Below are 17476 nucleotides of genomic sequence, written 5' to 3' on the forward strand. Positions count from 1 at the left end.
TTTTAGGGATTATCCTTTAATCAATATTTGTATTTTATTCGAATACAACGGTACTGCAGGTAGCCGTCACGTTAATTGTTACTTTATTGCCTAGTATCAAAGCGCGGTTATCTTGAATATGACCTGCGGGGAAGTTATAAATAATTGGAATATCATATTTCTTAGTGACATCCTGAATGATTTCTAAGGCATTTTTCCCCCACGGAATATCATTGTCTTTCATTTTGGTCATGGCGCCAACGATAATTCCTTTAATGTTATCTAGACAGCCATTACGTTTTAAATTCATCATCATTCGGTCAATATGATACAAGTATTCGTCAAGATCCTCAAGAAATAATATCTTGTCCGTACATTCGATGGCCGATTGGGAACCCAGTACACTATATAAAATGGACAAATTCCCTCCGACTACCTCTCCTGAAGCTTTTCCAGGTTTATTCATAGCATTGGCGTCAATTTCATATCGTAAGGGTGCGCCAAACAAGGCTAGGCGTAAGGATTCAATCGCTTCTGCAGAAGCTTTGGGAACACTGATTGGCATTATTCCGTGAATGGATTTGAAGCCCATAGTGTTTAAATGATTGTGTAAAACAGTCACATCACTAAACCCAACAATCCATTTTGGATTTTGTTTGAATTTAGTGAAATCCAGCAGGTCGATCATTCGTACCGTACCGTAACCACCGCGGACACACCAAATCGCTTTAATGTTGGGATTGTCTAATTGCTGTTGAAAATCGGCTGCTCGTTGTTCGTCGGTTCCGGCCAGTTGGTTGTCATCCAAACCGATACTTTTCCCTATAACAACTTCCAAACCCCAACTTTTCAATAGGTCTATAGATGGTTGCAGGTTGTCGTCTATGTTTTTTCTGGCTGTTGCCAAAATGGCTATTGTGTCTCCTTTTTGTAAAATGGGTGGTGTAATCATTGCGGTATTTGCTTGCATGTTGTAGGATTGTAAAACAAAAATAAGAAATAGGATTTTATAGGAAACAAAATAGCGCTTTATAATATTAGATTGCGGAGCATTCATGTTTTCTTTTCTTAGTAAAAATGGAAAGCCTTTCATTAGGCTACTACAAAGATAATCAATAATAGAAATATTTTCAAGTCAAATCTAAAAATGTAGTAATTTTACTTCAAAAATGTAATATGTGTACCAGGGATTTAAGATTTAAAATTAGAATTAGGCGATGGATTTTATTAGTAGTAGTATCATTTTCGATTACAATTGCCAATGCGCAACAAAAGAAATATCTGATTCATACGGTTGCGTTCTATAATTTCGAAAATCTTTTTGATACTATAAACGATCCCAATACCAATGACGAGGAATGGACTCCAAAGGGAATGCAACACTGGACTTTCGAGAAGTACCAAAATAAACTGGAAAACCTTGCCAAAGTTTTAGCTGAAATAGGTTCGGCTGAAAATCCAGAAGCGCCTACTTTTATTGGCGGCTGCGAAATAGAAAACAGGAATGTTCTGGAGGATCTGGTCAAACAGCCCAAGCTTTTGGATAAAAATTATGGTATCATTCATTTTGACTCTCCGGATAAACGAGGAATTGACGTCGCTCTACTGTATAGGAAAAAGCACTTTCAGCCCACCAGTTATACTAATATCCCATTGTATGTTTATAAAAATGGCAGTAAAACATTAGAAAACCTAAAATTCGAAGCAGAAGAAAAAACGGATGATGTTCCCCAAATGAACAGTAGGAATTATAGGATTTATACCCGTGACCAGCTTTTGGTAACCGGATTTCTTGATGGAGAAGAGGTGAGTATCATTGTCAATCACTGGCCTTCACGTTCTGGTGGTGAAAAGAAGTCTAGTCCCTTTCGTGAAGCAGCCGGTGCTTTAAACAAGAAAATTATCGACTCTCTGCAACAAATCAATCCGAACGCAAAAGTCATAACACTTGGAGATTTGAATGATGGACCATACAACAAAAGTGTCAAAGTTGCGCTTGGGGCAAAAGCCAAAAAAGCTGATGTTGCCTCATTTGGCATATACAATCCGTTTGAAGAAATGGCCAAAAAAGGTTTGGGAAGTATCGCCCATCGTGATGCTTGGGATATTTTTGATCAAATAATGGTCACCGAATCCTTCCTCAAGACCGATTATTCTTCGTTTCGATATTGGAAAGGGGGAATTTATAATAAATCTTTTTTAATACAAAAATCAGGTCAGTACAAAGGATATCCATTGCGTCATTCCCTTGTAGATGTGGGATTTAGTGATCATTTTCCGGTGTATATTTATTTAATCAAAGAAAAGAAATAAGTGTTCAGTAGTCAGTTTATAGTCGCAGTTTTCGGTATCCAGTGCTCCCCGAAAACTGCGACTGAAAACTGAAAACTAAAAATTATGACTGCGACTGAAAACTTAGTACCTTAGTACATTATAAACTTAGAACTTCAGAAAAAATGGCAATAGCAAAACCTTTCAACCTCAATAAATGGATTGATGAGAATCGTCATCTTCTTAAACCACCCGTTGGAAATAAAAATTTATACGCAGAATCGGGTGATTATATCGTCATGATTGTTGCGGGACCTAACGCACGTAAAGATTATCATTACAACGAAACCGAAGAGTTATTTTACCAGCTCGAAGGTAGTATCAAAGTCATAATTCAGGAAGACGGTGAGCGAAAAGAAATGGAACTCCATGCTGGTGATATGTATTTAAATCCTGCAAAAGTTCCGCATTCCCCTGTTCGATCCGAGGGCTCAATAGGTTTGGTGATCGAACGAAAACGCGCAGGACAAGGATTTACAGATGGGTTGCTTTGGTTTTGTGATAACTGTAATCATAAGTTGCACGAAGTCTATTTTGAATTGCACAATATCGAAAAGGATTTTCTGCCTCATTTTGAGCACTTCTATAATTCAGAAAGGTTAAGAACTTGTACCAATTGCGGAACGGTAATGGAAGCCGATCCTAGATTTATAGCCCAAAAATAGTTGTGCCATCCTGAGTATAATAGGAAGGTGGAGCTATTGCCGCTGTACGTTATATCTTTTTCTTGTCCCTGTTCCTTCGTCTGATGGTCTAGAAAAAGGATGTCTCTGGAACCTTCGGGGCGATCGCGGCTAAAAAAAACAGCTAACTATCAATGGTTTTTTGTAATACTTTTTTTTAAAACTCCCCAAAAGAGTAAAAATTAAGAGCCAATGTTTATTATTTCATGTGAAAACAATATATTTGTAAAAAAATATAACAATTTTTAATAAAAAAGTTACAATGATAACAATTGCAGATCAATTCGGAATACAATCAGCTCTGAAACAATTAGGGATTGAAGAGGTAAATGAAGGAACATCAACCGGAGCAGATAATTTCGCCAACGGAAAAATCATTGAAAGCTACTCACCGGCGGATGGGGCTTTAATTGCAAAAGTGAAAACGTCTTCAAAAGAGGATTATGAAAAAGCAATGCAAAAAGCGTCTGAGGCTTTTTTGAAATGGCGTATGGTTCCGGCTCCTAAAAGAGGTGATATCGTTCGTCAAATGGGAGATGAATTAAGAAAATTTAAAGAGCCTTTAGGGAAATTGGTTTCTTACGAAATGGGAAAAAGCCTTCAGGAAGGATATGGTGAAGTTCAGGAAATGATCGATATCTGTGATTTCGCAGTAGGTTTATCCCGTCAATTATATGGATTAACAATGCATTCTGAAAGACCAATGCACAGAATGTATGAGCAATACCATCCAATAGGAACTGTTGGGATTATTTCTGCCTTTAATTTCCCAGTAGCAGTTTGGAGTTGGAATGCAATGATTGCATGGATTTGTGGAGATGTTGCGATTTGGAAACCAAGTTCAAAAACACCTTTGTGTGGAGTTGCTTGTCAAAATATCATCAAAACAGTTTTAGAAAGAAACAATGTTCCGGAAGGAGTTAGCTGTTTAGTAACAGGAAACGAATCTGGGGACTTAATTAATAATGATCACAGAATACCATTGGTATCTTTTACAGGATCAACAAGAATAGGCCGTCACGTATCTAAAACTGTTGCAGAACGTTTTGGAAACACCATTCTTGAATTGGGAGGAAACAATGCAATTATTGTTTCAGAACATGCAGATATCAGTATGGTATTGGTTGGAGCTGTTTTTGGAGCTGTTGGAACCGCGGGGCAACGTTGTACTTCTACCAGACGTTTAATTGTTCACGAAAGTGTGTATGATAAAACAATCAGTGTATTGCAAAATGCCTATGGTCAATTGCAAATAGGTAATCCATTAGACGAAAATAACCACGTTGGACCGCTAATCGATAAATGGGCTGTTCAAGATTATTTGAATGCGATTGAAAAAGCAAAACAAGAAGGCGGAAAAATTATTGTTGAAGGTGGATTGGTTGAAGGTGATGGATACGAAAGTGGTTGTTACGTAAAACCATGTATCATTGAAGCAGAAAATCATTTTGACATCGTTCAAACAGAAACTTTTGCTCCTATTTTATATGTAATGAAATACAGTACTATTGAGGAGGCGATTGCATTGCAAAACGGTGTGCCACAAGGACTTTCTTCTTCTATTTTTACCAATAACATGAGAGAAATGGAGTTGTTCCTTTCACAATCAGGTTCTGACTGTGGTATTGCCAATGTTAATATTGGTACTTCTGGAGCAGAAATCGGTGGTGCTTTTGGTGGTGAAAAGGAAACTGGAGGAGGACGTGAGTCTGGTTCTGATGCTTGGAAAGCCTACATGAGAAGACAAACGAATACAATTAATTACGGTACGCAATTGCCATTGGCACAAGGAATCAAATTTGATTTGTAGACTAACTAACCAATTATAACCTAAAAAAGACAATTTGAACCAAATTTCAAATTGTCTTTTTTTATTTAAGAAGGATTCGTTGTAATCAGATCTTACATGTTAAATGAAGCACCAATATTAAAAGTAAATTGGTTGTTCAAATGATCAAAACCGGTGATGTCTTGATCGTATTTTGCGATTGGGAAGCCAGCTTCAGTATAAACACCAAATCCTTCCGTAAAGAAATAACGCATTCCTACATGCCCACCGAAGTTTTTAAGACCTAAATTTAAACCAGGATATAGATCAAATTTTTCGTCAATATTAATTACACTTCCTAAATTGGCATTAATTCTAAATTTAGCGTCAAATCGATCTTCGAATTCTGGTTTTTCACCTAAAAATTCATCTACACCTAATAAATAAGAGGCAACAAATCCATAAGATAAGTTTTCACCGATTCCAAAATCGGCAGAGGCTTGAATCCCGGATCCGCCATCTTGAATGTTTGCTCCAACATTAAATTTAGCATCTCCTTTTCCTTTAAAAGCTTGTTGTGCATTGATCAATCCAAATGACAAAAGTAATGATAGTGTAATAATTCTTTTCATAATTGTAAACGATTAAAATTTTTGGCAAAAATAGTTTAATATATTCTAATTCCTACCTTTTTCATTTGGGTATAAAATGTCTAAAGGTTCACTTTGCCAAAATTCTTTTGTATCTGCATCCATAATAGTTAAAGGTCCTTTGAAAGCCGCGCCAGTATCTACGTTCCAGACATTGGCCATTTGTACAGGAATGGTTTTACCTATTCTGGAAACAGGAGTATGGCCGATGTATATTTCGTTATACAGCCTAAATCGCTTTGGATATAATAAATCGGTGGTTTTTATTTTCTTGTCCAATGCCAAAGCAGTTTCCCATAAGGTTCTGTCCCAATAAAAAAGCTTCGGAAAATATTCGAAATCAATACCGTTCATATTGGTAAAGCCAGCATGAATAAACAAACGGTTTTTGTCGTCCAGATAATGATCTTCCAGTGATTGAAGGAATTCAATATGTCTTTTTTTGATTTCCTCAGTTACTGTTTCATACGCCAATACTGTTGCTTCGCCGCCATGTTGGTACCATGTAACATTATCTTTAGAGTCTTTAAGCCAATGGAGTAATAACTCATCATGGTTGCCTCTGATGAAATGACAATTGTTTTTTGTATTTAATTCAATTAAATAATCGATAACTTGTGGTGATTGGCTCCAACCATCCACATAATCCCCTAGAAAAATCAGGGTATCTTTTTTGGTTACCTTAGCTCTTTCCATAATTTGGTGTATTGCTCGTAATCCACCATGTATGTCGCCTATGACAAGTGTTCTCATTTCTTATTATCTCAATTTGTTCTCCTACAAAAATAAGCGAAATGCAACTCTTTTGTGTGTTTTTTAAGTTCAAATTCGCATATCGGTGGGCAAAAAATCGAGATATTTCTTAAAAATATTTTTTGAACTCCTTTGGCATTTCATGAATTGGTTTTATCAGGACCTCTTTGTAGTATACTTCGCCGGCTTCGCTTTGTAATTGTATTTTTCCTTCAATTAACGGATTGAATTTCGTCCCATCCCAGAAACGGGAATTTTGCAGTACCATTACTACATGGCCGTTTACAATATGGAGACTTTTTCCCTCAAAGCATACTAATTCTATTTCGGTCCAATCTCCCATTGCACTTTCGTGATTTTCTTTGCGGGTACAATAACCGGTTCTTTCAGTATTGGTTCCAAAGGGCAGAAAAGATTGATTTTCATCGGCTATTGACGTCATCACGCCTTCTGAAGCGAATGCTTTTATATCGATGGCAGCTTTACCAATGTTCCAATAATCACCAAAATGACCTTCCATAAACTGAAATTCCTGCGACAACATCCAGGCTCTCCAATAATCTACGCCAGCCTCGCCTTGTGAATGATATAATACACCAGCATCGAGGAGTTTCTCGGTTCTTGGTTCCCATTTTTTGGTTCCCCATTTTACCTTAAGTTTTAATCGGTAATTTTTATAACTGTTTTTTGTAAAAACACAGCCGTAATATTCACCGGATACTTTTAAAACGGGCACTTTGTTTTCTTGGATCACAGTAAAAACATTAGCTTCATTTTTGTTATATCCAATAGGTTCAATAGCTTTTCCTTCGTTGTCCATCGGAACTTGTCCGTTGTAATTGTTTTTGTGTTTATAACTCAAATACATATCCCATTGACTGAGGTTTGAGTCCAACAGATTGGTCCAGTCATTGTTTTTCGAAGTTTGCGCATGTAGTTCGAATGTGGACGACGAAAGTAAAATGGTATATAGAAATAGTCTGAAAATGTTTTTCATTTTTATGGTTATTTTTGCTGTTATAATTGTAGTATTCTGATTAATAAATTGTTGAATCCAAAAGTATCATTTTTAATGATATGAAAATAGGTTCGATTTTCTTGTTGTAAAAAACAGCTGGAGAAAAAAAGATTTAAATAAAAAGAAAAGAGGAGTTTATTTTATTGAAATTCAAAATATTAACATAAACTTATGATTCATAATTATTATTTTAGCACTGCAATAAATCACTATTTTTGGTGATAGTTTGATAAAATATTTTAGGTTATTTTTACGAAAATTTTAAAAACTATATCATGAATGCAGTTCTCGCTTTGTTGTTTCTCTTGACCAGTTTTGTCTGTCAGGTAATAAATGAAATGGTAGGTTGGTTAACGGCTCTTTTGTCGTAATACGATTGGTTGAAATAGGCGGTTTTTTAAAAACAACATCTTCTAATTTTCTGACTGGACGTCGTATTTCATCTTTCTCAAAATCCGCAACGCTTCCTTAAACGATAAATACACTTGTGTGTGTGGTTTCAGCAATGGTTTGGCATCAATCAGTTTTTGTTTGGCTTCTTCAAAGCCATTGAGGTAACAAATCATGAAAGTTGAAGGTAAATTTTCTAAGTCTTTATGCTCCCTTTGGTTTAATAAAAGTCCTTTCTTTAGTTTGTCAAGTAATGCAATATTGGCATTATAAATATGAAACAACATTTTCTTATTGAATTCTGGTGGTTGAAAGAGCATTTCTCTCTCAATTTTGTAGTAGCCATTATCATGAAAATGAATTGTCTGTTTTTCTAAAGGATAGTAACTCGTTTTGTCATTCAGGCCTAGAGGAACATACTCTATAATGGTGAATGTGTCTTCATCAAAAATGATTTCGACAACATCAAGAGCAGAGTAAAACAACTTGATTTGCTCATTGATCAGTTCTATATCGACGCGTGATAAATAGGTTTTGTCACGTGATTTTTTTGCAATTCCTGCCCAGCAAATCACAAATAATTCTTTGAAGACTTTATATTTTGGGGACATGTCTTTGTGCCTGAAATTCATAAAATCGATGACGTTGTCAAGTGTATAACCGATACTGTTTCGAGAATTATTTTCAATACCGATGACAGTTTCTATGTTTTGATAATTCTTCTCTATTTCGCCTTCAACAGGCATTGTGTTACTGCCACGTCTTATGAAAATACTGTTGGCAGGAATGGTATGAATTCCTTTTTTGAAATAGGAAGTTTTACTGTTTGGTTTGATAGTCACGAGTCCGATGACTTTGTCTTTAGGTAAATTAGGGAAAGGCACATTTTCGTATTGAATTTTAGGAGGATTCTCCAAAAAGGCATTAACCAAGTTCTGAATTCGGCTATCATCAAAGAAATCATCGCCCACAATAAGATTGTCTTGGTCTTCAACACCTACCACGATGTAAGAGTTGTTTGTGGGATTCGAATTGGACAGCGCGCAAATGTGTTTGAGGAATTTTGCTTTTCCTTCACGGGTATGTAAATTCAACTGACGTTTTTTATCATAAAAACTACTTTCGTCATTATGGGCAAGAAGATTTTTTATGAGAAGGCGTTTGTTGATCATATGATTAGATTCTTAGATTTCTTAGACTATTGGATTTTTAGACTGTATTAATAATCTAAAAATCCAACAATATAAAAATCAATTTTAAACATCTCTTTTTAAAATTGTCGCCGAAGCCTGTGCGGTTGGATATACAATCAAATCGGCAATGTTGACATGGTAAGGTCTGGAGACTACAAAGTGGATAATGTCGGCGATGTCCTCAGCTTGTAAAGCTTTTACACCTTTATAAACAGTTGAAGCTCTTTCTGTATCTCCTTTGAAACGGACTTCGCTAAATTCGGTTTCCACCATTCCGGGATGTATGGCGCCAACGCGAATTCCATATGGATTCAAGTCCATTCGCATACTGTTGTTCAAAGCATCAACAGCATGTTTGGAGGCGCAATATACATTTCCGTTTGGATATACTTCTTTTCCGGCTATAGAGCCAATGTTAATGATGTGACCGGATTTTCGTTCAATCATTTTTGGGATTATTGCTTTTGAAACATATAAAAGTCCTTTTACATTAATGTCAATCATGGCATCCCAATCATCTAAATCGCCATTTTGTATAGGATCTAAACCATGTGCGTTTCCGGCGTTATTAATTAGAATCTCTATTTTCGAAAACGCTTCGGGTAAAGAATTGATGTTTTCAAAAACGGCTTTTTTATCCCGAACATCAAATTGTAAAGTATGGACTTCTGTAAATTCTGAAAGTTCTTTTTTTAGTTCAGATAATCGCTCTGCCCGTCTTCCGCAGATGATTATCCTGTAGTTGTTTTCTGCCAATATTCTTGCTGTAGCTTTACCGATTCCACTGGTTGCTCCAGTTATTAAAACTGTTTTATTCATGATTTATATAGTATTCTTGTAAATAGTTAATCTTTTATTTTTTTGTTTCAATTAGCTGTTTTAAAGCTTTTTAAATTAAAAATTGTAACAAATTTTCATTAATTTTAGTGGTCTTTCTTATCGTGAAATAGCGACCTTTATTAGGAAATAGAAACAGCTTTTTATCAAAAAAGTGCTTATTAAGCTTTGTGTTAAAAAAAGTCTTAAAAGTACTAAAGAAGTTTTTTTGCACGTTATGAAAGTACTAATTTAAAAAATAAAAGAATGAAAAAAGTAAAATTTAATTTATTGCAGTTTTTAGTAATTGTTTTGGCGTCTTTGTTTTTTGTAAGTTGTAATGATAGTGACGACAGTGTGCCGACTTCAAGAGTTACGGTTAGGATGAGCGATGCGCCAGGAGATTATGAAGAAGTGAACGTAGATGTATTGGATGTTTTGACTAAAGACAATTCAAACACGGATGATCAGGGATGGGTAAGTATTGGAAATACTAATCCAGGTATATATAATTTGCTTGAATTAACTGGAGGAGTTAATGTTATGCTAGCAGATAATAGCGTTCCTTCAGGCTACTTAGGGCAAATTAGATTATTGCTTGGTGATAGAAACACGGTTGTTGTAGATGGTGTTGAATATCCTTTAAATACTCCAAGTGGACAACAATCAGGGTTGAAACTACAAATTAATCAAACATTGGTCGAGGGAGTTACGTATGATTTTTTACTGGATTTTGATGTAGAACATTCCGTTGTTGAAGGTGGAGCTTCTGGGATTTATAATCTTCATCCGGTAATCAAGGTATCAACAACTGCTACTTCAGGTGTTATTAAAGGGGTTATTAGTCCAAATTTAGTTGGATATCAAGTTTTGGTTTCTGTTCCGGTGGGTGATAAGACTATTTCGGCCTATGCTGATGAGTTAGGGAAATTTCAGCTAAATGGAGTTCCGGCTGGAACTTATACAGTTACTTTAACTCCAGATGTGGCTTCGGGAGTGGCGGTAAAAGCAATCGCAGATGTGGTTGTGGTCAATGGACAAGCTACAGATATGGGTAACATCGCCTTATAGATCAAAATAATTAATCATAAAAAAAACAGCTATCAATTAGCTGTTTTTTTTATGATTTATAGTCAACGGTTTAAGGAACTTCATTTCCCATACTTTCGGTCCATATAGCAAACCAGTCTTCTTTATCCAGATGCAATTCAGTTGCTTTCATTAAAGATTGGATTCGGGCTACGTTCACAGTTCCTGCAATAGGAAGTACTTTGGCCGGATGTTGCAAAATCCAGGAAAGCAAGATTGTGTCAGAACCTAGTTCGTATTTTGAAACCAAGGTTGCCAATAATTTTTTTAATCGGTGAGTCTGTGGAATATCTTCTCTAAAAACGCATCCTAAAGGATTCCATGACATCGGGCGAATATTGTGCATTTGCATATAATCAAAACTTCCATCCACCATTGGTTCAAAATTGGTGGCGGAAAATTGTATCTGATTATAGCTTATTTCCGTCTTTTGGCGAATCAATTCGGTTTGTGAAGAAGTGAAATTAGAAAGTCCAAAATCAATAATTTTCCCCTCTGTTTTAAGCTTGAGAACGGCTTCTGCAATTTCATCAGCTTGCATTAATGGGCTTGGTCTATGCAGTAAAAGTACATCCAAGAAATCCGTATGCAGGTTTTTTAACGAATTTTCAACAGACCAGATGATGTAGTCTTTAGAATATTCATAATGCTTGATGGTATTGTTTCTGTTTTCAGCTACCATTTGAATCCCGCATTTGGAAATAAGTTGTATTTTATCTCTTGCAATTTTGCTGGAAGCAAATGCTTTTCCAAAATCAGCTTCTGTTGTGTAAGCACCGTAAATATCTGCGTGGTCAAAAGTGGTGATTTTGTTTTCCAGACAGAGACGAATCATGTTTTTCATTTCTTTGGTATTGAGATTTTTATCCCAAACTCCCCAATTCATAGCGCCAGCAATTATAGGTGATAATGTTGTTTTACCCATGGTTTTTATTTTTTATTCAAATTCTTATTTCTGTGATTTCAAAGTGTATTTTCCAAAGTTCTTAAAAATAGGTAAATTCTATCATAATTCGTCCTTAAAATTCTGCCATTAGTCGAAGTTTTAACCATTTTTTAACATCTTTCTTATAAAAAAAAATTCAATTTGCACTCTCAAAGACTAGGCATTAAACATAAGGTTTTAAAAATATTAATATGGAAGAGAATACAACGACTTTAGACATTAGGGCAATCAATGAAAAAATTGAAAGAGAGAGTGCTTTTATTGACCTCCTCATGATGGAAATGAACAAAGTTATTGTGGGCCAGAAACACATGGTCGAGCGTTTGTTAATTGGGCTTTTGGGTCAGGGGCATATTTTATTGGAAGGTGTTCCTGGGTTAGCTAAAACATTGGCAATTAATACATTGTCTCAAGCTGTTGATGGTTCTTTCAGCAGAATCCAGTTTACTCCGGATTTATTACCGGCTGATGTCGTTGGAACCATGATTTATAACATCAAGCAAAATGAATTTTCAATTAAAAAAGGTCCTATTTTCGCCAACTTCGTTTTAGCGGATGAGATTAACCGTGCGCCAGCCAAAGTGCAATCGGCGTTGTTGGAAGCGATGCAGGAAAAGCAAGTGACGATCGGTGATACTACTTTTAAACTGGACAGACCATTTTTGGTTCTTGCTACTCAAAACCCTATTGAACAAGAGGGTACCTACCAACTTCCTGAAGCACAGGTCGATCGTTTTATGCTAAAAACGGTTATTGATTATCCAAAAATGGATGAAGAGCGTTTAGTGATTCGTCAGAATTTGAAAGGGAGTTATGATAAAGTAAATCAAGTTGTTTCTGTGGATCAGATTTTACGTGCACAGGAAGCAGTTCGTGAGGTTTACATGGACGAGAAAATTGAAAAATACATTCTTGATATAATTTTTGCTACCCGTTATCCTGAAAAATATAAATTGGGAGATTTGAAGCCATTGATTAGTTTTGGAGCTTCTCCCCGTGGAAGTATTAACCTTGCCAATGCAGCTAAATGTTATGCTTTCATTAAACGTAGAGGTTATGTGATTCCCGAAGATGTACGTGCTGTGGTTCATGATGTATTGCGTCACAGAGTTGGGATTACTTACGAAGCCGAGGCTGAAAATATTACTTCTGTAGACATCATCAATAAGATCATCAACGAGATTGAAGTACCTTAAAAACAGTTTGCGGTAATCAGTATTCAGTTTACAGTAACTGAACACTGAACACCAAACACTGAACACTGAAAAAATGGATACAAAAGAGCTTTTAAAAAAAGTACGAAAAATTGAAATTAAAACCCGAAGATTGAGTGATCACATCTTTTCGGGGGAATACCATACCTCGTTCAAAGGACGTGGAATGACTTTCAGCGAAGTGCGCCAATACCAATACGGAGATGATATTCGTGCCATCGATTGGAATGTAACTGCACGTTACAATGAAGCACATGTAAAGGTTTTTGAAGAGGAACGCGAATTAACAATGATGTTGATGGTTGATATTTCCGGTTCGGAAAGTTTTGGCTCCAAAAATCAATTTAAAAAAGACATCGTAACAGAAATTGCTGCGACCATGGCTTTTTCTGCCACTCAAAACAATGATAAAATTGGGTTGATTTTGTTTTCAGATGAAATCGAATTGTATATTCCTCCGAAAAAAGGACGATCACATGTGTTACGTATCATACGGGAGCTAATCGAATTCGAGCCTAAAAGCCATAAAACAGATATAGCACAAGCCCTGAAATTTTTATCGGGAACCCAGAAAAAGAAAGCAATTGTTTTTGTTATTTCTGATTTTATGTCTCAGGATTATGAGCAAACCTTAAAAATTGCATCCAAAAAACATGACATTACAGGTATTCGGGTTTATGATATTCGTGAAGAAAAAATGCCAGATTTAGGTATGGTTTCGATGCTTGATGCTGAAACCGGTGAAACAAAATTGATCAACACCGGATCAAAATCAGTTCGGATGAATTACGAGAAATACTATCACGATAAGGTGAATTATTTTAAAGAAACCTTTAGTAAATCAGGTTCTGGTGTTGTAAACACAAGAGTTGACGAAAGTTATGTGACAAAATTATTGGGCTATTTTAAATCGAGATAAAGATTTTAGATTGAATATTATCAATTATTTGCTCCATCGAAAATTATAAAATGAAAAAACAATTATACCTACTACTAGTTCTGCTATTTTCTTCGGCTGTTTTTGCGCAACAAAAACAACTAGTGACAAGTATTGACACGATTAAAAATAAAATAGGTGCCGAATTCAAATTAAGCTTGAAGACTTCGGTTGATACCAGTGCTAAGGTCGTTTTTCCAAATCTTAAAAACATTGGGGCTTTAGAAGTGATTATGTCATATCCGATCGATACCATCAAGCAGGACGGTCGCTATGAATTAATCAAAAAGTATGGCTTAACCCAATTTGATTCAGGAAAATATACAATTCCCAGCGTTAAGATCTTTATCAATAATAAACCATTTTTATCAGATTCTCTTTTAGTAGAAGTTGCTAATGTGCCAGTAGACACTTTACAGCAAAAAATGTATGATATTAAAGATATCGTTCCTGTAGAAGACCAATTAGGTGACTGGTGGAAGTATCTTTTGATACTGATTTTTATAGTGGGTATTGGAGCCTTGGTTTATTGGTATCTCAGAAAATATCAAAAGAAGAAAATTGAAGAAGAAATTTTTAAAACTCCTATAGAAAAAGCAACTAGTTTACTTCAAACATTAGAAAAAAAGGAGCTTTGGCAAAAAGGGGAAATCAAGGCGTATTACAGTGAATTGACGGATATAACCAGAAACTATATCGAGGAAGCAATTGAGATTCCCGCTATGGAAAGCACTACTTCGGAGCTTATTGAAGGGCTTCGGGTGGCTTCTTTGAAAAAGAAAATGACACTTTCACAAGAAACCATAGAAAATCTGGAACGTGTTTTAAAACAGGCTGATTTAGTGAAATTTGCCAAATCGAAACCGTTGGATTTCGAAATCACCGAAGATAGAAATAAGATACAAAAAGCTATTCTGACTTTGGATAATTCTATTCCGGCTGAAGTCCCGGTAGAAGAAGATATGGTATTGAATGAAGCTCAAAGACAAAATCAGATACGAATTCAGCTGAAGAAAAAGAGAAACAAACGTATTCTTATGTCTATTTCGGCAGTAGTTTTTTTACTGTTGGTCACAACCACTTTTTTTATTGTTACCAAAGGGTTTGACTATGTGAAAGATAATATTATTGGTCATCCAACTAAAGAGTTATTGGAAGGAGAATGGGTAAAAAGTGAATACGGTAATCCTGCAGTTTTGATTGAAACACCAAAGGTTCTCAAAAGAATGGATGTTCAAAAAACACTGCCAAAAGAAACCATGGCTTTGATTAAAGAGATGCAGCTTTTTCAATATGGTAGCATAATGGATAATTTTTACATAGTAGTTTCAACAAGTAAGTTCAAAAACCCGGTAGAGATAGACTTATCTAAAGCATTAGAAGGATCATTGAAAGTGATTGAATCCCAAGGAGGACAAAATATCATTGTAAAACAAGAAGATTTCCAGACCGGAAACGGTATCGAAGGCTTAAAAGGATATGGAACAATGACTATTCTTAATCCGTTGAATAAAACTAGCGAGAAAGCATACTATGAAATTTTATATTTCAAACAAGAGCAAGGTTTGCAGCAAATCATGATTTTGCATGCTGAAGGTGATAAATATGCGAACGAAATTACAGATCGCATTTTGAATTCTGTTGAACTAAAACAAATGGGTAAATAATGGAAAAATTAACTTTTTTAAACCCAGAGTTTTTTTGGTTGTTCCTTTTGATTCCAATGGCTGCTGTGTGGCTGGTTTTGAAAAGTAACCAACAATCAGCGACTTTAAAAATAAGTTCTGTTGAAGGATTTAAAGGGTCTGTTTCGTTATTAGCAAAATTAAAACCGTACTTGGGTGTGCTTCGATTATTGGCCTTAAGTTCGCTGATAGTGGCAATGGCAAGACCTAGAACGGTTGATATTAGTAACAAAACGAAAACGACTAAAGGGATTGATATTGTAATGGCCGTAGACGTTTCAGGAAGTATGTTGGCCAAAGATTTGAAGCCCAATAGAATGGAGGCTCTGAAAAGAGTGGCTGCCGATTTTGTTAATGAAAGACCTAACGATAGAATCGGGCTTGTGGTGTATGCTTCTGAAGCGTATACGAAAACACCCGTAACGAGTGATAAGGCTATTATATCGGAGGCGATTAAAAGTATAAAATATGATAATGTTTTACAGGATGGAACCGGAATCGGAATGGGATTGGCGACAGCTGTAAACAGGTTAAAAGACAGTAAAGCCAAAAGTAAAGTTATTATTCTTTTGACAGACGGTGTAAATAATTCCGGTTTTATTGAACCCGAAACGGCTTCTGATATTGCCAAACAATATGGTATTAAAGTATATACGATAGGAATTGGAACTAATGGAATGGCTATGTCTCCGTATAATGTCACTCCAAGCGGTCAATTTTTGTTCCGAATGATGCAAGTGGAAATTGATGAGCAATTGATGAAAAGCATTGCCAGAAAAACGGATGGAAAATATTTCAGAGCGACCAGTAACGATAGGTTGGCCGAAATTTATGCTTCTATCAACAAACTGGAAACGACAGAAATCGAAGAATTGAAGTTTTATGATTACGATGAGAAGTTCAGGCCTTTTGTGTGGTTAGCCGGTTTTTTGGTATTGTTAGAAATTGGATTACGAAATACGGTTTACAGATCATTTATATAGAAAATGGAATTAGACGAAAAGAAATATTTGTACCTGCTGTTGATACTACCCATTATAGTAGTGTTTTTTCTATTTAATTTATATTGGAAAAGAAAGAAACAAAAGGAATTTGGGGATTTGGATTTGGTCAAGAAACTTAGTCCGGAGAGTTCTTTTTTTAAGCCAATTTTGAAATTGGTGGTGATACTTTTGGCTTTGACCGGTTTAATTTTAGGATTGGTAAATCCAAAAATCGGGACTAAGATGGAAACGGTAAAACGGGAAGGAATCGACATCGTTTTTGCTATCGATGTGTCCAAAAGTATGCTGGCAGAAGATGTGACTCCAAGTCGTCTGGATAAAAGTAAACAAATTGTTTCGCAGATTATCAACCAATTGGGAAGCGACAGAATAGGTATTGTGGCTTATGCAGGAAGTTCGTTTCCTGTGCTGCCAATTACAACTGATTATAGTGTGGCGAAGATGTTTTTGCAGAGTATGAATACTGATATGGTATCCTCTGTTGGAACTTCATTAGACGAGGCTATTAAGCTTTCTTCTACTTATTTTGACGATAAAAAGACAAGTAAGTTGCTAATCATGGTTTCTGATGGAGAAGATCATTCTGAAGGCGCTGAGGCTGCTGCGGAAGAAGCCAATAAGTTAGGAATTAAAATTATTACTATTGGTGTCGGTACTGAGAAAGGAGGCCCGATTCCGTTGAAAAGAAATGGTGTTGTTGAAAGTTTTAAAAGAGACAGGAATAATGAAGTAGTAATTACAAAGCTAAATAAGGAAAGCCTTATTGCAATTGCTAAAGCTACTAAAGGTGGATATGTAAGCGGATCCAATACCAAAGAAGTATTGGAGTATGTAAAAAATGCTTTAAATAATATTGAAAAAACAGAATTTGAAGCTACGCAAATGGCCGATTTTCAGTCCCAATTTCAATGGTTTTTGGGGATAGCTTTTATCTTATTGTTGTTGGATGTTTTTCTTTTAGAGAGGAAAACGAAATGGGTGAAAAAGTTGAATTTATTTAATGAGAAAGAGTAAGTATTT

General features: G+C 35.7%; 16 protein-coding genes. 9 read left to right on the plus strand and 7 right to left on the minus strand.

Translation table 11 applies throughout. The features are described 5' to 3' along the window. Positions 1–34: 34 nt before the first annotated feature. Positions 35–931 carry a S66 peptidase family protein gene (locus tag ABEB23_RS08565; RefSeq protein WP_348812332.1) on the minus strand — a complete coding sequence of 299 codons (897 nt, stop codon included), beginning with the start codon at positions 929–931 and terminating at the stop codon, positions 35–37. 224 nt (positions 932–1155) lie between these two features. Between ABEB23_RS08565 and ABEB23_RS08570 the strand changes: the two genes are divergently transcribed. The 3 genes from ABEB23_RS08570 to amaB all read left to right on the plus strand — a co-directional run bounded on the left by ABEB23_RS08570 (position 1156) and on the right by amaB (position 4803). Beyond that, entirely contained in the window at positions 1156–2292 is a 1137-nt protein-coding gene (locus tag ABEB23_RS08570) for an endonuclease/exonuclease/phosphatase family protein (RefSeq protein ID WP_348812140.1), read from the plus strand. 143 nt (positions 2293–2435) lie between these two features. Then, entirely contained in the window at positions 2436–2975 is a 540-nt protein-coding gene (locus ABEB23_RS08575) for a 3-hydroxyanthranilate 3,4-dioxygenase (RefSeq protein ID WP_348812141.1), read from the plus strand. Between the two features lie 280 nt (positions 2976–3255). Then, positions 3256–4803 carry an L-piperidine-6-carboxylate dehydrogenase gene (amaB, locus tag ABEB23_RS08580; RefSeq protein WP_348812142.1) on the plus strand — a complete coding sequence of 516 codons (1548 nt, stop codon included), beginning with the start codon at positions 3256–3258 and terminating at the stop codon, positions 4801–4803. Between the two features lie 92 nt (positions 4804–4895). On the opposite strand, the gene ABEB23_RS08585 is transcribed toward amaB, so the two are convergent. The 5 genes from ABEB23_RS08585 to ABEB23_RS08605 form a co-directional block, all read right to left on the minus strand. Beyond that, a complete protein-coding gene (locus ABEB23_RS08585) occupies positions 4896–5393 on the minus strand; it encodes a DUF6646 family protein (protein WP_348812143.1) in 498 nt (165 codons plus the stop codon). A gap of 45 nt (positions 5394–5438) precedes the next feature. Next, entirely contained in the window at positions 5439–6164 is a 726-nt protein-coding gene (locus ABEB23_RS08590) for a metallophosphoesterase family protein (protein WP_348812144.1), read from the minus strand. A gap of 109 nt (positions 6165–6273) precedes the next feature. Then, on the minus strand, positions 6274–7161 hold the full coding sequence (locus ABEB23_RS08595) for a 3-keto-disaccharide hydrolase (RefSeq protein ID WP_348812145.1): 888 nt from the start codon (positions 7159–7161) through the stop codon (positions 6274–6276). Positions 7162–7595: 434 nt separating this feature from the next. Further along, positions 7596–8744, minus strand: a complete 1149-nt coding sequence (locus ABEB23_RS08600; RefSeq protein ID WP_348812146.1) for an ATP-binding protein — start codon at positions 8742–8744, stop codon at positions 7596–7598. 84 nt (positions 8745–8828) lie between these two features. Then, positions 8829–9584: an SDR family NAD(P)-dependent oxidoreductase gene (locus tag ABEB23_RS08605; protein ID WP_348812147.1), complete on the minus strand. Its 756-nt coding sequence runs from the start codon at positions 9582–9584 to the stop codon at positions 8829–8831. 264 nt (positions 9585–9848) lie between these two features. Between ABEB23_RS08605 and ABEB23_RS08610 the strand changes: the two genes are divergently transcribed. Further along, entirely contained in the window at positions 9849–10652 is an 804-nt protein-coding gene (locus ABEB23_RS08610) for a DUF4382 domain-containing protein (protein WP_348812148.1), read from the plus strand. 70 nt (positions 10653–10722) lie between these two features. Here the strand turns inward: ABEB23_RS08610 and ABEB23_RS08615 are convergent, their stop codons facing one another. After that, positions 10723–11595 (minus strand): aldo/keto reductase, encoded by an 873-nt coding sequence (locus tag ABEB23_RS08615; RefSeq protein WP_348812150.1) that lies wholly within the window; start codon positions 11593–11595, stop codon positions 10723–10725. Positions 11596–11807: 212 nt separating this feature from the next. On the opposite strand from ABEB23_RS08615, the gene ABEB23_RS08620 reads away from it, so the two are divergent. The 5 genes from ABEB23_RS08620 (at position 11808) to ABEB23_RS08640 (ending at position 17470) form a co-directional block, all read left to right on the plus strand. Further along, on the plus strand, positions 11808–12812 hold the full coding sequence (locus ABEB23_RS08620; protein WP_348812151.1) for an AAA family ATPase: 1005 nt from the start codon (positions 11808–11810) through the stop codon (positions 12810–12812). A 73-nt stretch (positions 12813–12885) separates the two neighbouring features. Further along, on the plus strand, positions 12886–13749 hold the full coding sequence (locus ABEB23_RS08625) for a DUF58 domain-containing protein (RefSeq protein WP_348812152.1): 864 nt from the start codon (positions 12886–12888) through the stop codon (positions 13747–13749). A gap of 50 nt (positions 13750–13799) precedes the next feature. Next, entirely contained in the window at positions 13800–15434 is a 1635-nt protein-coding gene (locus ABEB23_RS08630; RefSeq protein ID WP_348812153.1) for a hypothetical protein, read from the plus strand. Then, a complete protein-coding gene (locus ABEB23_RS08635; protein WP_348812154.1) occupies positions 15434–16435 on the plus strand; it encodes a vWA domain-containing protein in 1002 nt (333 codons plus the stop codon). The genes ABEB23_RS08630 and ABEB23_RS08635 overlap by 1 nt, the downstream gene beginning before the upstream one ends. Before the next feature lie 3 nt (positions 16436–16438). After that, positions 16439–17470 carry a VWA domain-containing protein gene (locus ABEB23_RS08640; RefSeq protein ID WP_348812156.1) on the plus strand — a complete coding sequence of 344 codons (1032 nt, stop codon included), beginning with the start codon at positions 16439–16441 and terminating at the stop codon, positions 17468–17470. The last annotated feature ends 6 nt before the right edge of the window (positions 17471–17476 follow it).

Origin of the sequence: Flavobacterium maritimum (assembly GCF_040049085.1) — a bacterium.
Classification (GTDB): domain Bacteria; phylum Bacteroidota; class Bacteroidia; order Flavobacteriales; family Flavobacteriaceae; genus Flavobacterium; species Flavobacterium maritimum.

Coding starts and splice junctions, on each gene's coding strand:
- ABEB23_RS08565 (WP_348812332.1), bottom strand. CDS start 931: ATGATTACACCACCCATTTTACAAAAAGGAGACACAATAGCCATTTTG.
- ABEB23_RS08570 (WP_348812140.1), top strand. CDS start 1,156: ATGTGTACCAGGGATTTAAGATTTAAAATTAGAATTAGGCGATGGATT.
- ABEB23_RS08575 (WP_348812141.1), top strand. CDS start 2,436: ATGGCAATAGCAAAACCTTTCAACCTCAATAAATGGATTGATGAGAAT.
- amaB (WP_348812142.1), top strand. CDS start 3,256: ATGATAACAATTGCAGATCAATTCGGAATACAATCAGCTCTGAAACAA.
- ABEB23_RS08585 (WP_348812143.1), bottom strand. CDS start 5,393: ATGAAAAGAATTATTACACTATCATTACTTTTGTCATTTGGATTGATC.
- ABEB23_RS08590 (WP_348812144.1), bottom strand. CDS start 6,164: ATGAGAACACTTGTCATAGGCGACATACATGGTGGATTACGAGCAATA.
- ABEB23_RS08595 (WP_348812145.1), bottom strand. CDS start 7,161: ATGAAAAACATTTTCAGACTATTTCTATATACCATTTTACTTTCGTCG.
- ABEB23_RS08600 (WP_348812146.1), bottom strand. CDS start 8,744: ATGATCAACAAACGCCTTCTCATAAAAAATCTTCTTGCCCATAATGAC.
- ABEB23_RS08605 (WP_348812147.1), bottom strand. CDS start 9,584: ATGAATAAAACAGTTTTAATAACTGGAGCAACCAGTGGAATCGGTAAA.
- ABEB23_RS08610 (WP_348812148.1), top strand. CDS start 9,849: ATGAAAAAAGTAAAATTTAATTTATTGCAGTTTTTAGTAATTGTTTTG.
- ABEB23_RS08615 (WP_348812150.1), bottom strand. CDS start 11,595: ATGGGTAAAACAACATTATCACCTATAATTGCTGGCGCTATGAATTGG.
- ABEB23_RS08620 (WP_348812151.1), top strand. CDS start 11,808: ATGGAAGAGAATACAACGACTTTAGACATTAGGGCAATCAATGAAAAA.
- ABEB23_RS08625 (WP_348812152.1), top strand. CDS start 12,886: ATGGATACAAAAGAGCTTTTAAAAAAAGTACGAAAAATTGAAATTAAA.
- ABEB23_RS08630 (WP_348812153.1), top strand. CDS start 13,800: ATGAAAAAACAATTATACCTACTACTAGTTCTGCTATTTTCTTCGGCT.
- ABEB23_RS08635 (WP_348812154.1), top strand. CDS start 15,434: ATGGAAAAATTAACTTTTTTAAACCCAGAGTTTTTTTGGTTGTTCCTT.
- ABEB23_RS08640 (WP_348812156.1), top strand. CDS start 16,439: ATGGAATTAGACGAAAAGAAATATTTGTACCTGCTGTTGATACTACCC.